We start from the raw sequence: 14,571 nt of genomic DNA, 5'->3' as shown, positions 1-14,571 counted from the left end.
TCTGTCAGGGTGACTTTTACTCAACGGTTTGTGGCGCTCGGGGACTCCTTCACGGAGGGCGTCGGCGACAAGGATCCGCAACTGCCCAACGGGGTGCGCGGCTGGGCAGACAGGGTGGCCGAGCAGCTGATGCTGGCGGACCAGGGCTGGGGTTATGCCAACCTGGCGATCCGCGGGAAGAAGATCCGGCAGGTGCTCGCCGAACAGATCGAACCAGCCTTGGCGCTGGAGCCCACGCTCGTGACCATTTACGCAGGCGGCAACGACATCCTGCGGCCGAGTGTGGACATCGATGAACTGATGAAAGCGTACGACGGCGGCATCGCCAGACTTACGCAGTCCGGCGCCGACGTCGTGATGTTCACCGGTTTTGATTCGGCCGGATCGGCCGTTTTCGGCAAGACCCGGGGCCGCACGGCGATCTACAACGAGTGGGTGCGCGAAATCGCCGAAAAGCACGGGGCGCGGATTGTGGACTACTGGCGGATGCGGGAGTTCCAGGACTGGCGGTATTGGGACGAAGACCGGCTCCATATGTCCGCCGCCGGACACACCCTCATGGCCAAGCGGGTGCTGGAGACATTGCAGGCCGATGACCTTATCGAGCTTCCCGAACTGCCGGCCCTGAGCACGCTGACGCGGCGTGAATCGCTGGTCGCCAACGCCCGCTGGGCCCGGGAGTATGTCGGGCCGTGGATCGCCCGCCGGCTGCGAGGTGTTTCCTCCGGGGACAGCCTGGGGCCGAAGTACCCGCAACTGACCACCCTGGATGTGCGGGTGTAGTCGAAAGTTGAATCATCAAGTATGTGGCAGAATAGAGGTATGACTTCTGCACGTTGGCTTGATCCCGAAGAACGCCAGGCCTGGCTTGCCTTGCTGGCTGTAACTACCCTGCTGCCCGGCAACCTGGACGGTGCTCTGCAACGTGAGGCCAAAGTCACGCTCTTCGACTACAACGTCCTGGCCATGCTCTCCGAAGCGGAGGACCGCTCATTGCCGATGAGTGAGTTGGCCTCACGCACCTACTCCTCGCTGTCCCGGCTCTCCCATGTGGTCAAGAAGCTGGAACTGCGCGGCTGGGTCAAGCGCAGCCCTTGCGCCGAGGACGCCCGGGTGACCATGGCCACCCTGACCGAAGACGGCTACTCCGCCATCGAGCAGCTTGCCCCGGCCCACGTCGAGTCCGTGCGCGACGCGGTTTTCGATGGGCTGGACCACAAGGATATTGCCGATCTGGAGCGGTTGGGTAAGAAGATCGTCCAGCGGCTGGAACCGAGCAGCTGGGTGCTGCGCGAGCCCCGCATCAACAGCTGAGCCCTCACCCGCCGGGTCCGTATCACCGGAATAGTTCCCGGTTTGGCTGAAACGCCGCCGGGCCCTAAGATGGAGAGGCGTTAAGTCACGCAACCTGCGGGTTGTCCGTGTTAGCTGGGCAGAAATGCGCAGTTAGCCCAGGTCAGTCGGTAAGTTGCGTGAATTCCCGTGTCAACCTAGAATTTAAGGCTGTTGCTGAGCCGGTCCCTTCGGGGATCAGCGGTAGGCAGCGCCTGGACTTCACCGTCTTCCCCGCGGCGAGGCACTTCGGCTGGATCTCACCCCGCCTGGTTCACCTCCGGAAAGTCGCAGTAATAACGGTGTCAAAACTGGTGACGGGCGCTCTTACACGCAGATTCAGAGGCAGCTACACCGCTGTATCTGTGCAGGTCCGTCAATATTTACTAAAACTTGGAGGAGAGATCATGGCAGCTCATTGCCAGGTGACCGGAGCCGTACCCGGCTTTGGCCACAGCATTTCGCACTCGCACCGCCGCAACAAGCGCCGGTTCGATCCGAATATCCAGAAGAAGCGCTACTGGGTTCCGTCCCTGCGCCGCAACGTCACGCTGCAGCTTTCTGCCCGCGGCATCAAGACCATCGACGTCCGCGGTATTGACGCCGTCGTCGGCGAACTGATCGCGAAGGGTGTGAAGCTCTAGTGGCAAAGGACAAGGACGTACGTCCGATCATCAAGCTGAAGTCCACTGCGGGCACCGGCTTCACTTACGTCACGCGTAAGAACCGTCGTAATGACCCGGACCGTCTGGTCCTGAAGAAGTACGACCCGAAGATCCGCAAGCACGTCGAATTCCGAGAGGAGCGCTAAGACATGGCAAAGAAGTCCAAGATTGCTCGTAACGAGCAGCGCAAGGTCATCGTCGAGCGCTACGCCGAAAAGCGCCTCGAACTGAAGAAGACTCTGGTTGACGAAAACGCAACCGACGAGGCACGCGAAGCAGCCCGCCTGGGCCTGCAGAAGCTGCCCCGCAATGCTTCTCCGGTCCGCCTGCGCAACCGCGACCAGATCGACGGTCGTCCCCGCGGCACCCTCCAGAAGTTCGGCATCTCCCGTGTTCGCTTCCGCAACATGGCGCATGCCGGCGAACTGCCGGGCATCAAGAAGTCCAGCTGGTAAAAACCGGCAGGCAATAGCCTCATGAAAAGGCGGCGGTCTTCGGACCGCCGCCTTTTTCGTGCATTCCGGCCGGTTTCGGCGGGCGATTATCGGGCCGAACGGGGTAAACGTCCCCAAAACTGGCAGATTCCCCACAATTTCGGGGAAAAAACGCCAGATCACGCGGAATTTGCCGGAACTTGGCGGCGTAACTGGTAAGTTTTCGGACAGAAGCTTTTCACGACCGTGCAAGGCTCTAATAACCGAAGTAGTCCAGGAGGACATAAATTGGCTATCAACCGTAGTGAACTGGTCGCAGCAGTAGCAGAGAAGGCTGGCACCAGCCAGACTGCAGTGAACGGCGTTCTGGACGCTGTCTTCGACATTTTCGCAACCTCCGTTGCCAAGGGTGAGAAGATCACCATCCCCGGCTGGCTCGCAGTTGAGCGCACCGACCGTGCAGCCCGCACCGGCCGCAACCCGCAGACCGGCGAAACCATCCAGATCGCCGCAGGCCACAGCGTCAAGCTGACCGCAGGTTCCAAGCTGAAGGCTGCTGTCTCCAACAAGAAGTAGACCAAACAGGCTTCTTACAAGGCCGCTGCCGGTTCCCGGCGGCGGCCTTGTCATTTAAACCCAAGGACCGGAGAGTAGGGTGCTGCTGCGCGCAGATTGGCCGAAATTCTACTGGGGGTAGAGAATGGATACCGTGTCAGCACCATCAGCAAAGCAGTCTTCCCAGCAGCCCGCGGCCGGGGAGCCGCTGCGTCCTGCCGCGATTACGGCCGAGGGTATCGGCAAGCTGTGGCTCCTGGCCGCAGCCGCCGTCGTCGTGCTTGCCCTGGTAGCCGCCCTGATCTACTCCGGGGCCGCGGCTACCCGCCAGCTCTCGGACCCTGGAGCGCTCACGCGATGGGGCCTGCCTGCGGCGAAAGCCGTCCACAACCTCGCGCTGGCGGCCGTGATCGGCTCCCTGGTGTTCGCCGTGGCCATCGTGCCCAAGCGCCTGCACCGCTCGCGTAAATCCGATCAGCAGGACGACAGCCCCGAACACCCGGCATTCACCCGCGTGCTCGCGCTTGCCGCCGGAGCCGCAATTGCGTGGACGCTTGCCGCCGTCGCTGTCCTGGTGCTGTCCTTTTCCGACATATCGGGTCTGCCGTTAAGCGGCGATGCCGGGTACACCTCGGCGCTGGTCGGCTATATGACGGACATCGCCACCGGGCAGGCCTGGCTCGCCATTACCATCGTCGCGGCGATCGTGGCCACCCTGATCTTCGGCGTCCGCTCGCTGACCGCACTGGCCTTCACACTGGTGCTGGCGACCGTGGGCGGTCTGCTGCCGATGGCACTGACCGGACACTCCGCCGGCGGCGACGACCACTACGGCGCGGTCAACTCCATCGGCCTGCACCTGCTGGGCGTCTGCCTCTGGGTGGGCGGGCTGATTGCCCTTGCCTTCCTGTCCGGCACGCTCGGCTCGAAAGACATCGCCAAGCAGGTGCTCAAACGCTATTCGGCGCTGGCACTGATCAGTTTCTTCCTGGTCTTTTTCTCCGGCCTGATCAATGCGGGTATCCGGATCACCTCGCTGGACCAGATCGCCAGCGAATACGGGGCCCTGGTGGTCTTCAAGACGCTGGCAACGCTGCTGCTGGGTGCCATCGGTTTTATGCACCGGCAGTGGATCGTGCCGCAGCTGGGCACCAAATCAGCGGCCAGGGTGCTGTGGCAGCTGATCGCCGTCGAGCTGCTGATCATGGCCGCGATCTCGGGCGTGGCCGTGGCGCTGGCGCGGACCGCGCCGCCGACACCGGAGGAACTGCCGCCGGACGCATCGCCGGCCCGCATCCTGACCGGCTACGAATTGCCGCCGGAGCTCGCCGGTTCCGCATGGATCACCACCTGGCGCTGGGACTGGCTCTGGGTAGCTTTCACGTTGATTGTGGGCATCGCCTACCTGATCGGCGTGGTGCGCATCCGCCGCCGCGGGGACTCCTGGCCGATCGCGCGTGCGGCCAGCTGGATTGTGGGACTGCTGGCGCTGACCTACGTCACCTCCGGTGCGCCTGCGGTCTACGGCATGGTGCTTTTCAGCGCCCACATGCTGGACCACATGGCGCTGACCATGGTGGTGCCGCTGTTCCTGGTGCTGGGCGCGCCGGTGACGCTGGCGCTCAAGGCCCTGCCGCCGCGCCAGGACGGCAGCCGGGGACCGCGCGAATGGATCCTGTGGCTGGTCCATTCCACCTACTCCAAGATCATCACGCACCCGCTCTTTGCCGCCGCCAACTTCGCCGGCTCCATCATCATCTTCTACTACTCGCCGGCCTTCGGCTTCGCCCTGCGCGAGCATGTGGGGCACGAGCTGATGAACGTCCACTTCCTGCTCACCGGCTACCTGTTTGTGCTGTCGATGATCGGCCAGGATCCGGTGCCGTACCGCGCGCCGTTCCCGCTGCGGCTGGTCCTGCTGTTCGCGACCATGGCCTTCCACGCGTTCTTCGGTGTTGCCCTGACGAGCTCGACGTCGCTGCTGCAGGCCTCGTGGTTCGGCAGCATGGGCCGGGACTGGGGACTTTCGGCCATGGACGACCAGCGCCTCGGCGGCGCCATCATGTGGGGAGTCGGCGAAATTCCGACGCTCTGCGTGGCCATCGGCGTGGCCCTGATGTGGTCACGAACGGACGCACGGGAAACAAAGCGTAAAGATCGGGCGGCTGACAGGAATAAGGATGCGGAGCTGGCCGCTTATAACGATATGTTTGCCAGACTGGCACAGCGGGACGAGCAGGTAACACGTACCCCGTCCCAGGCCCCCACAGATTCCAGCCGGAACCAAGGAGATACCCCATGACCGAGGCAGCCGAGACGTCCATCCGCACCAATTACCGTGTGCGGGCGTCCGAACTGGTGGGCCGCAACTGGCTTAACACCGGAGGCAAGCAGCTGGGGCTGGAGGATCTGCGCGGCAAGATTGTGCTGCTCGACTTCTGGACCTTCTGCTGCATCAACTGCCTGCACGTGCTGGATGAACTGCGGCCGCTGGAGGAGAAGTACCGGGACGTCCTGGTCACCGTGGGCGTGCACTCGCCCAAATTCGAACACGAGGCGGACCCGGTGGCACTGGCCGCCGCCGTCGAACGCTACGAGATCCACCACCCGGTCCTGGACGATCCGGAACTGGACACCTGGCAGGCCTATTCAGCCCGCGCCTGGCCCACGCTCGTGGTCGTCGACCCGGAAGGCTACATTGTGGCCCACCTGTCCGGAGAAGGCCATGCCGGCGGGCTGGAGTCCCTGGTGGAAGAGCTGATCGCCGAACACGAGGCCAAGGGAACCCTGCACCGCGGCGACGGCCCCTACGTGCCGGCCGAAACCACAGCTGGTGTCCTGCGCTTCCCGGGCAAGCTTGTTCCGCTGCCGGACGGTGTCGGCTCCGCCGGCGAAACGTTCCTGGTTTCGGATACCGGGCACCACCGGCTGGTGGAACTGGCGGCGGACCTGGACACCGTGCTGAATGTCTACGGCTCGGGGGAGAAGGGCTGGCAGGACGGCTCAGCGGATGCTGCGCGCTTCAACGAGCCCCAAGGCCTGGCGTTGCTGCCCGAGGACGTACGCGCAAAGGCCGGGTACGACGTCGTTATCGCCGACTCTGTTAACCATCGTTTGCGGGGGCTCACCCTGGCGACCGGCGCCGTGGCCACTATTGCCGGCAACGGGGTCCAGCGCCTGCTGGATGCGGAAAACCAGCGTGCCGCCGCATCCCAGGCCGAGGCAGGCCCGGGCTCCGTGGCGGACGAGGCCGCCTCCGGCGAAGACCTCGGCGAGGAGCTCGCGGAAGTACTTGCAACAGCTTCCTCCTCACTGGGGGATGACCCGCTGGCCGTCTCGCTCAGTTCGCCCTGGGACGTATTGTGGTCCACCGCGCTGAACAAGGTGGTGGTGGCCATGGCCGGCGTGCACCAGATCTTCTCCTTCGATCCGGCCAACGGGCAGGTCGCCGTACTGGCCGGCACGGGACTGGAGGGCCTGCAGGACGGCGAGGCTACCGCGGCCTGGTTCGCGCAGTCCTCCGGCCTCGCCCAGGACGCCAACGGCAGCATCTGGGTCGCAGACTCCGAAACGTCTGCGCTGCGCGTCATTTCCTTCCCGGAGGTCAAGGGCAGCGAGCGGGTGCAGGTGCAGACCGCCATCGGTACCGGCCTGTTCGACTTCGGTTTCCGCGACGGCGACGCCGAGGAGGCACGGCTGCAGCATCCGCTGGGCGTGACCGTGCTGCCGGACGGGTCCGTGGCCGTGGCCGACACCTACAACGGCGCGGTCCGCCGCTACGATCCTGCCACCGGGACCGTTTCCACGCTGGCCCGCGGGTTCGCCGAGCCCTCCGACGTGCTGATGGACACCTCCGCGGTGGCGGACGGGGGAGAGCCGCTGCTCATTGTGGTCGAGGCGAACAAGCACCAACTGGTCCGCATCCCGCTCCCCAAGGAAGCGCTGACCGTGGACGAGGGTGCCTCGCAGACGCAGCGCCCGAAGACCGAGGTCTCGGCCGGCCCGCTGGCGCTGACCGTGCGGTTCGCCGCACCCAAGGGACAGAAGCTCGATGACCGGTGGGGCGATCCCACCCAGCTGAAGATCTCCTCTTCGCCGGAGAACCTGCTGGTGTCCGGCGGCGGCACCTCCGTAGGCCTGGTCCGCGAACTGGTACTGGCCGAGGACGTTCCCGAAGGCGTCCTGCACATCACCGCCCGCGCGGCGGCTTGCGACGGCGAGCCCGGGGGCGAGATCCCCGACCACGCGGCCTGCCACCTGTACCAGCAGGACTGGGGCATCCCGGTAGTGCTGGGCAGCGGCAGCGGCGAACTGACGCTGGACCTGCGCGGACTGGACTAAAGAGAACGGTGCCGAGCGGCGCCCGGGGACTGCCAACGGCGGTACCCGGGCGCCGTCGTCGTTAGCAGGTTGCAGCAGTCAGATGGTCCAACGCTGGCCTACGCCTCCAGGAAGGGGCCGGCTGCGACTGGCGGCTCAGTACTCCACAACGGGGGTGAGCGTGACATTGCCGTCATTGACGGCGAGGCTGCCGGTGAAGGTGAAGTCCTGCTCCAGCTCGCGGGGGACGGCCTGGCCGGTGAAGAGATCGATCTCCACCACGTTGAGCTTCGCCGTCCCGGTCAGCGGCTTCATAATCCAGGTGCCGTTGCTGGGCTCGATCGTCACCTCGGGATAGTCCACAATGTCCCAGTTGATGCTGTCGTCCTGGACCCGGTTCATGGCCTGGCTGAAGGGGCAGCCGGCCGGCTGCAGCACCTTCTGCTCGGCGCAGCCGTCAAGGAAGCCGCGGACCTGCGCGGTGACCTCTTCCACCAGCTTGGGCGTCGCCTGTGTGGACAAGGACAGCCGGGCCTCGGCTGCCTCGGCCGGTTCGGTCACCACGGATTCCACGGCGGGAGCGGCAAAAAACTGGCTGGTGTAGTGCGCCTCGAATGTGCCGGGCACAAAGACCGAGAACTCGCCTTTGCCTTCCGGCAGGGCAACGCGGGTGCCGTTGAGCGAGGCTTCGTCCTCGTTGACCACGCTGATGTCGAGCGTGGGCAGCGTGGTGGGAACGAAGGCCCACTGGTTGAAGAACAGCCAGCTGGTGCCGGACTTCTCCAGCTCGAAGGTGGTGGTCTGCTCGGTTCCGTCGATTGTGTAGTGGACGGGCAGCTCCACCCGGTTGCTGTCGATCTCCACAGGCTCGCCCATTTCGAGATTCTCCAACTCAGCCACGGATTGCTTGAGCGCCGGACCATCCAGCAATGCCGCGTTGGCATCCGGAACGGTGGCGTGCAGCAGCCCCAGCGCCTTTGACCCGTCGCCGTCCTTTAGGGCGTCGATGTAAGCGCGGACCTGATGCTGAGGACTGTAGACGTTGGCGTTAACCAGGACCACGGTCAGCACGGCGGCGGCAATGGCAAGCATTAAACAGAGCAGCCATGCAGCCACCGTCTTGAGCACCGTCGAATTTCCCACGCTCTTACGTTACCTGTTGCCGGGGCAGGAACCTTGACCGCTGTTAGCTACGTTACGTCCCGTCAAGGCAAGGCAACTACCAACGACGACGACGGCGCCGCGTGCCGAAGAGCCCGCGGACCAGTTCGCGTCCCAGAACCGTAGCCGCCTGGACGGCCACGTCCTTGATCAGATCCGCCGTGTCGTCCTTCTTGCCCGGCTTGCCTGACTGCCCCGGAGCCTGCCGCTTGGGAGCGCGCCGCTCAGGAGCGGGCTGCCCGGGTGCGGACGCGCGGGAACCGGCGGGCTCACGCTGCTGCTGTTGTCCGGATGGAGGCATGGGCCGCCAATCCGGCAGCGGGGCCGGTGTCCTGGTTGCCGGACGGCTGGACGGCCGGCCGAGGATGGACTCCTCGATCCTGCGTGCTTCGGCATCGATATCCGCCTGTGTCCGCGGGACGGAGGAGCCGCTGGTATCGGTGCGCGTGCCGCCGTTGGTGCCGGGTCCGCCGTCGTGGGTAGGAGCAGGAATTGCGCTGAGCTTTTCGAAGGCGGAGTGGCTGTCCACCACCGGCGCGTAGACGGGAAGCAACGGTGATTCCTGCACGATCCGCTCCACTGTGGCGGCAGGGGAGGGGCCGATGGTGGATTCCGGCGCACAGATCCTGGTCCAGGCGACGGGCGACGGAGCGCCTCGTTCAGTCATCACCGTGACCACCGCCTCTCCGGTCCCGGCAATGGTCAGCACTTCCTCCAAGTCGTATGCACTGGTCGGGAACGTGGACACCGTGGCCCTGAGGGCTTTGGCATCGTCGGGCGTAAACGCGCGCAGGGCATGCTGGATCCGGTTTGCCAGCTGGCCGAGCACCTCGGACGGCACATCCTTGGGCGTCTGGGTGACGAAGAAGATGCCTATGCCCTTGGACCGGATCAACCGAACGGTGGTCATGATGGACTCGAGGAACGCGTCCGAGGCATTGCGGAACAGCAGGTGCGCCTCGTCAAGGAAGAACACGAGCTTGGGCTTCTCGATGTCGCCGACCTCGGGCAGCTCCGCGAAGAGGTCCGCGATCAGCCACATCAGGAACGTAGAGAAAAGCGCGGGCCGCGCCAGCAGGGTCGGCAGTTCCAGGCAGGAAATGATGCCGCGGCCGTCCTCGGCCAGCCGCAGGAACTCCGCGGTATCAAACTCGGTTTCGCCGAAGAACTTGTCCATGCCCTGCGCTTCGAGTGTGACCAGTTCGCGCAGGATGACGCCGGCGGTGGACCGGGACAGGCCGCCCAGGGACTCCAGCGCGTCCTTGCCCTTGTCCGAGGTGAGGAACGAGATCACGGCGCGCAGATCCGCCAAATTGTAGAGTTCCAGGTCGTTCTTGTCCGCGTAGTAGAAGACGAGCTGGAGGCTGGACTCCTGCGTTTCGTTCAGGCCCATCACCCGGGCCAGCAGCAGCGGCCCGAAGTCGGAAATCCGGGCCCGCACTGGCACCCCCTTGCCATCGCCGCCCAGGGAGAAGTACTCCACCGGAAAGGCCTTGGCGCTCCAGCGCTGGCCGACGCTTTGCGTGCGCTGGCGCAGTCTGTCGCTGCCGGCGGCCGGACTGGAGAGCCCGGTCAGGTCCCCTTTGATATCGGCCAGGAAAACCGGCACGCCCTGGGCAGACAGCTGCTCGGCCATGACCTGCAGGGTCACGGTCTTGCCGGTTCCAGTGGCGCCCGAGACGAGCCCATGCCGGTTCATCATCGCGATCGGCAGCCGCACAGGCGCGTCCGGGTGGCTTTCGCCGTCGAGCATTGCGGCGCCCAGATGCACGGCCGGGCCGTCGGAGGAGTAGCCCTTGCGGATCTTGTCCAAATGTCCGTCAGCGGGAATCGTCACCATGAACGTCAGCCTACACAGTCGGCGCCCTCCAAAAACGGCATCCCCTAGCAGCTCCTTGCAACGCACGGCACCGCAGCCGGTCAGGCCAGAAGCGCCGCCAGTCCCATCATGGCCGGCACCGCGACGATCGTGGTCAGCAGGACGGTGTCCTTGGCAATGATGATGCCGCGCTCATAGCGTTGCGCCGTAACAAAGACGTTCTGGGCGGTGGGCAAAGCGGCAAGCACGACGGCGGAAAACAGCAGGTGCCCCTCCATCCCTAAGGCGAAACGCGCCACCAGATACGCGACGGCCGGTTGCAGCACCAGCTTGAAAGCCGATCCGAGCAGCACATCGACCCTGCGCCCGCCGCCGGCCTGCAGAGGTTTGGATCCGTTGAGCGAAATGCCGAAGGCGATCAGCATCGCCGGCACCGCCGCTCCGCCGATCAGCCGGATGGGTTCCATGACCAGTTCGGGCGGCTGCCAACCGGTGACGGCGAGCAGCAGGCCGATTCCTGTGCCGATGATCATCGGGTTGCGGACAATCTGGAACAGGAAGCTGAAAACAGTGGTCCGGTGCCGGCTGGTATTCGAATCCAGCAGCATCAGGTAAACCGGCGAGAAGAAAGCCAGCTGGAAGATCAGGACCGGCGCCACCAGGGTGGCATCACCGAGGACATAGGCGGCAACGGGCAGGCCAAGATTGGCCGAATTGACCAGCGAGGAAGACATGGAGCCGATCAGCGCATCGGAGAGGTCCCGTTTCAGCCATAGCCTGGCGATCAGCAGGAATACGATGGCCGTGACGACGGCGCTGACTGCTGCGACGATCAGGGTGTCGGAAAAAATGACTGCCAGATCGGAGCGGCTCAGGGTCTCCAGCAGCAGGCATGGGCTGGCCACAAAGAAGGCCAGCCGGCTCAGCGCGCGGCTGCCTTCGGGGCCGAGCACGTTGGCACGCCCGACCGCGAAGCCGGTCAGGATCACCACCCAGACAACGGAAAAGCCGGCGATGACCCCCAGCACGGCGGCGGTTCCGCGCCCTTACTTAATGGCGAACGGCGGGCGCATCAGGCCTTCGGTGAGAGCCTCGGCCGGATCCGTGCCCAGCTCGAGGATCTTGTTGGAGGCATCGACATGGACCACGGTGGGCACGTAGGCCTTGGCTTCATCGGTGGTCATGTCCGCATAGGTGATAAGGATGACGGTATCGCCCTCATGCACCAGGTGGGCGGCGGGACCGTTGATGCCCATGACCCCGGAGCCGCGTTCGCCGGCAATGGTATAGGTCTCCAGCCGGGCGCCGTTGGTGACGTCCACAATGGAAACCAGCTCGCCCGGGAGAATGTCCGCGGCATCGAGCAGGTCGAGGTCAACGGTGACGGAGCCGACGTAGTGCAGATCGGCATGCGTGACCGTGGCGCGGTGGACCTTGGACTTAAACATTTTGCGGTTCATCGCTTTTAAGTTTAGCGGTAGCGGGGCGAAAACCTACGTTGCGTTGCGGCCGGTACGGCACACCGGCCGCACTTGCTGGTCTGCGTCCGGGGCCCGGACTAGGGTAGACGCAACAGGAGCACAAGCCTGCCGTAGCCAAGCGGCGATGGTGGCCATCGAAGCAGGAGGCCCGCAAGATGAGCGAAGACAAGGCCCGGGACAAGAACGACGACGGTACTCCCCGGGGGAGCGAAAACCCCCTGTGGCAGGAGCAAGTAGCGGAATCCGGCCGGCCGCCCGTGAACGAGGCGGACACGGCCGCAAACACCACCGTGTTGAAGACCGCCGGTGAAAGTAACCGGACGGCTGCCGGGGCCGCCGGGACCGAGAGCACGGAAACCAGGCCGATTGACCGGCCAGCAGCGCCGGCGGCCAGCTCCGGCACCTCCGGCACACCCAGTAGCAACGACACGACTGTCCTCGGTACCTCCGGTACCTCCGGCACACCCAGTAGCAACGACACGGCTGTCCTCGGTACCTCCGGTACCTCCGGCACACCCAGTAGCAACGACACGGCTGTCCTGAACACCTCCGGCGCGGCAGCCGCTCCGACTCGCCGGCGCATCAGCGCCGAAAGGGCTTATACCGGTGACCAGGCCGGCGTCGACGAGCAGTCCGGTGATGAATACCCGGCGCGGGATACCAACGCCTACCGGCCCGTGACCCCGCTGGACCGCGAGGCCGTGTTCGTGCGACAGCGCGACGCATTCGGGGGAGTGAAGCTGGGCTCCGCGTTCTTCGGATGGCTCAGTGCCACCGGCATGATCGTCCTGCTGCTGTCCATCGCCACAGGCATTGCCGTTGCCTTTGGAATCTCTGCCCTCAACGATGTCCAGAATCCGGAGGCGATTGCTTCCGGCGGTGGTGCCGCGGCCATCCCTGCCGCCATTGTCCTGGGTGTCATTCTGCTGTTGTCCTACTTCGCCGGCGGTTACGTTGCCGGGCGGATGGCGCGCTTTGATGGCGTCCGTCAGGGCCTGGCGGTATGGCTCTGGGGAATTGTGATGGCCGTTGTGGCCAGCGTCGTGGGCCTGGCAACGGGAGGCATGGACGTGATCAATTCGTTTACCGGCAATTCCGCCGTGTCTGCTGCGATCCAGGACCTGACGGTGCCGGGGCTGATCGCCTTGGGCATCGTGCTGGTGCTGACGCTGGGCGGGGCTTTGCTGGGCGGGATGGCCGGAATGCGCTTCCACCGCAGGGTGGACCGGGCCGGCTTCGGTCCGGACAAGGAGTACTGAGCAGTCAGGTCGCCGGGGCTATAACCGTGGTCCCGGCCGCGATGCCATGCCCCAAAGGGGCATGGTGAGGAAAATCGGAGCGGGCGACGGGAATCGAACCCGCGTATCAAGCTTGGGAAGCTAGCGCTCTACCATTGAGCTACGCCCGCACGGGGAAAGTCCACGAACTGGACGATGATCCCGGTTGAAAACAACGAGATTCAGCTTACCCCAGCCTTGGCCAACTGCGGAACTGCGACATGCGGGCGGCGCAGCGGTTCAGGACGCCCGCAGCTTAGTCGCCTCCTCCCGCTCCCGGGCGTCCGCGATCTCCTCGGCCCGCGCAGCGTTCGCTTCTTCGGTCAGCGCGGCTCCCGCCGCGGCGTCCCGGGTCAGGTTTTCGCCGGTTCCCGGATCGAACAGGTGGATCTTGCGGGTATCCAGCCACAATTCGGCCGGTCGGCCACCCCGGATCCGGCTGGCAGCGTCGAGGGTGACCACGATCTGCGGCCTGAGCTCATCGGCGTCCATCTCCCGGGCGAGGTTGTCCAGAAGGTCGCGGACCTCGGGATCAGGATCGAATTTGATGTAACCGTACTGTTCGTTGCCCAGCCACTCCGTGTGCGTCAGTTCCGCGGTGAAGGTGGAGCCTTGCTGGCGCTTGCTCTCGTCCACCATGCTGGCGTCTTCGAAGTATTCCGGCCGGATGCCCACCAGAACCACGCGCTTGCCCTCTGCTACCCGGACTTTCTCCTCCGAGACTTCGATGTCCCCGACGGGAGTCTTGAGCTTGTTGCCTTCCAGTGTTGCGGGCAGGAAGTTCATCGACGGCGAGCCGATGAAGCCGGCGACAAACAGGTTGACCGGCTGCTCGTACAGCTCGCGCGGCGAGGCAATCTGCTGCAGTTCACCCTTCTTCAGCACGGCAACCCGGTCGCCCAGGGTCATGGCCTCGGTCTGGTCGTGGGTGACGTAGACGGAGGTAACCCCGAGCCGGCGCTGCATCTGGGAGATTTCGGAACGCATCTGGCCGCGGAGTTTCGCATCCAGGTTGGAGAGCGGCTCATCGAACAGGAAGGCGTCGGCCTGCCGCACGATGGCCCGGCCCATGGCCACCCGCTGCCGCTGGCCGCCGGAAAGGTTCCCCGGCTTGCGCTGCAGATGGTCCGTCAACTCCAGTGTCTTGGCTGCCTCGGTCACCAGCCGCTGGACCTCGGCCTCGCTGTGCCGTCCCTTGGCAAGCCGGAGCGGAAAGGCGATATTTTCGAACACCGTCAGATGCGGGTACAGGGCATAGTTCTGGAACACCATGGCCAGATTGCGGTCGCGCGGCGCCTTCTCGTTCACGCGCTTGCCATCGATCAGCAGGTCCCCGGAGGTAATGTCCTCCAGACCCACGATCATCCTGAGCAGCGTGGACTTGCCGCAGCCGGAAGGGCCAACGAGGATGATGAATTCACCGTCCGCTATATCGATGCTGACGTCGTTCACGGCGGGGAAGCCGTCCCCGTACTGCTTGACGAGGTTGTTCAAAGTAATCGAGGCCATGTCGAATCCTTTTCTATG

The 14,571-nt window shown here is 64.7% G+C and carries 14 protein-coding genes and 1 tRNA gene; 9 read left to right on the top strand and 6 right to left on the bottom strand.

The genetic code is table 11. The features are described 5' to 3' along the window. Window positions 1–9 precede the first annotated feature (9 nt). From AC20117_RS03120 to AC20117_RS03085, 8 genes are all read left to right on the top strand, one after another. The gene (locus AC20117_RS03120; RefSeq protein WP_074701030.1) at window positions 10–783 is read left to right on the top strand and encodes an SGNH/GDSL hydrolase family protein; all 774 of its coding nucleotides are present in this window, start codon (window positions 10–12) and stop codon (window positions 781–783) included. 39 nt (window positions 784–822) lie between these two features. Then, window positions 823–1,314 carry a MarR family winged helix-turn-helix transcriptional regulator gene (locus AC20117_RS03115; RefSeq protein ID WP_074701031.1) on the top strand — a complete coding sequence of 164 codons (492 nt, stop codon included), beginning with the start codon at window positions 823–825 and terminating at the stop codon, window positions 1,312–1,314. 425 nt (window positions 1,315–1,739) lie between these two features. Continuing rightward, window positions 1,740–1,976: a 50S ribosomal protein L28 gene (gene rpmB, locus AC20117_RS03110; protein ID WP_074701032.1), complete on the top strand. Its 237-nt coding sequence runs from the start codon at window positions 1,740–1,742 to the stop codon at window positions 1,974–1,976. Next, entirely contained in the window at window positions 1,976–2,143 is a 168-nt protein-coding gene (gene rpmG / locus AC20117_RS03105) for a 50S ribosomal protein L33 (RefSeq protein WP_005266311.1), read from the top strand. The genes rpmB and rpmG overlap by 1 nt, the downstream gene beginning before the upstream one ends. 3 nt (window positions 2,144–2,146) lie before the next feature. Further along, on the top strand, window positions 2,147–2,452 hold the full coding sequence (gene rpsN / locus AC20117_RS03100; protein ID WP_074701033.1) for a 30S ribosomal protein S14: 306 nt from the start codon (window positions 2,147–2,149) through the stop codon (window positions 2,450–2,452). Window positions 2,453–2,719: 267 nt separating this feature from the next. After that, on the top strand, window positions 2,720–3,007 hold the full coding sequence (locus AC20117_RS03095; protein WP_074701034.1) for an HU family DNA-binding protein: 288 nt from the start codon (window positions 2,720–2,722) through the stop codon (window positions 3,005–3,007). Window positions 3,008–3,131: 124 nt separating this feature from the next. Further along, window positions 3,132–5,288, top strand: a complete 2,157-nt coding sequence (locus AC20117_RS03090; protein ID WP_083339757.1) for a bifunctional copper resistance protein CopD/cytochrome c oxidase assembly protein — start codon at window positions 3,132–3,134, stop codon at window positions 5,286–5,288. Further along, window positions 5,285–7,327: an NHL domain-containing thioredoxin family protein gene (locus AC20117_RS03085; RefSeq protein WP_074701035.1), complete on the top strand. Its 2,043-nt coding sequence runs from the start codon at window positions 5,285–5,287 to the stop codon at window positions 7,325–7,327. Before AC20117_RS03090 ends, AC20117_RS03085 begins: the two co-directional genes overlap by 4 nt. A gap of 135 nt (window positions 7,328–7,462) precedes the next feature. Here the strand turns inward: AC20117_RS03085 and AC20117_RS03080 are convergent, their stop codons facing one another. From AC20117_RS03080 to panD, 4 genes are all read right to left on the bottom strand, one after another. After that, a complete protein-coding gene (locus AC20117_RS03080) occupies window positions 7,463–8,449 on the bottom strand; it encodes a zinc ribbon domain-containing protein (protein WP_236777427.1) in 987 nt (328 codons plus the stop codon). Window positions 8,450–8,525: 76 nt separating this feature from the next. Further along, window positions 8,526–10,307 (bottom strand): helicase HerA-like domain-containing protein, encoded by a 1,782-nt coding sequence (locus AC20117_RS03075; protein WP_074701036.1) that lies wholly within the window; start codon window positions 10,305–10,307, stop codon window positions 8,526–8,528. Window positions 10,308–10,387: 80 nt separating this feature from the next. Next, window positions 10,388–11,314, bottom strand: coding sequence for an AEC family transporter (locus AC20117_RS03070; protein WP_074701037.1), 927 nt, complete (start codon window positions 11,312–11,314; stop codon window positions 10,388–10,390). 18 nt (window positions 11,315–11,332) lie between these two features. Next, on the bottom strand, window positions 11,333–11,746 hold the full coding sequence (panD, locus tag AC20117_RS03065; protein ID WP_170837955.1) for an aspartate 1-decarboxylase: 414 nt from the start codon (window positions 11,744–11,746) through the stop codon (window positions 11,333–11,335). A gap of 176 nt (window positions 11,747–11,922) precedes the next feature. Between panD and AC20117_RS03060 the strand changes: the two genes are divergently transcribed. Beyond that, a complete protein-coding gene (locus tag AC20117_RS03060) occupies window positions 11,923–13,026 on the top strand; it encodes a YrzE family protein (protein ID WP_083339758.1) in 1,104 nt (367 codons plus the stop codon). Window positions 13,027–13,104: 78 nt separating this feature from the next. Here AC20117_RS03060 and AC20117_RS03055 read toward each other — a convergent pair. Next, window positions 13,105–13,175 (bottom strand) — tRNA-Gly (locus tag AC20117_RS03055). Window positions 13,176–13,284: 109 nt separating this feature from the next. Then, window positions 13,285–14,553 carry an ABC transporter ATP-binding protein gene (locus AC20117_RS03050; protein WP_074701039.1) on the bottom strand — a complete coding sequence of 423 codons (1,269 nt, stop codon included), beginning with the start codon at window positions 14,551–14,553 and terminating at the stop codon, window positions 13,285–13,287. Window positions 14,554–14,571 lie beyond the last annotated feature (18 nt).

This window comes from Arthrobacter crystallopoietes (genome assembly GCF_002849715.1).
In the GTDB taxonomy this organism is placed as follows: domain Bacteria; phylum Actinomycetota; class Actinomycetes; order Actinomycetales; family Micrococcaceae; genus Crystallibacter; species Crystallibacter crystallopoietes.
The sequence above is the reverse complement of the archived record's forward strand: the minus strand, read 5'-3'. Positions and strand labels throughout refer to the sequence as shown.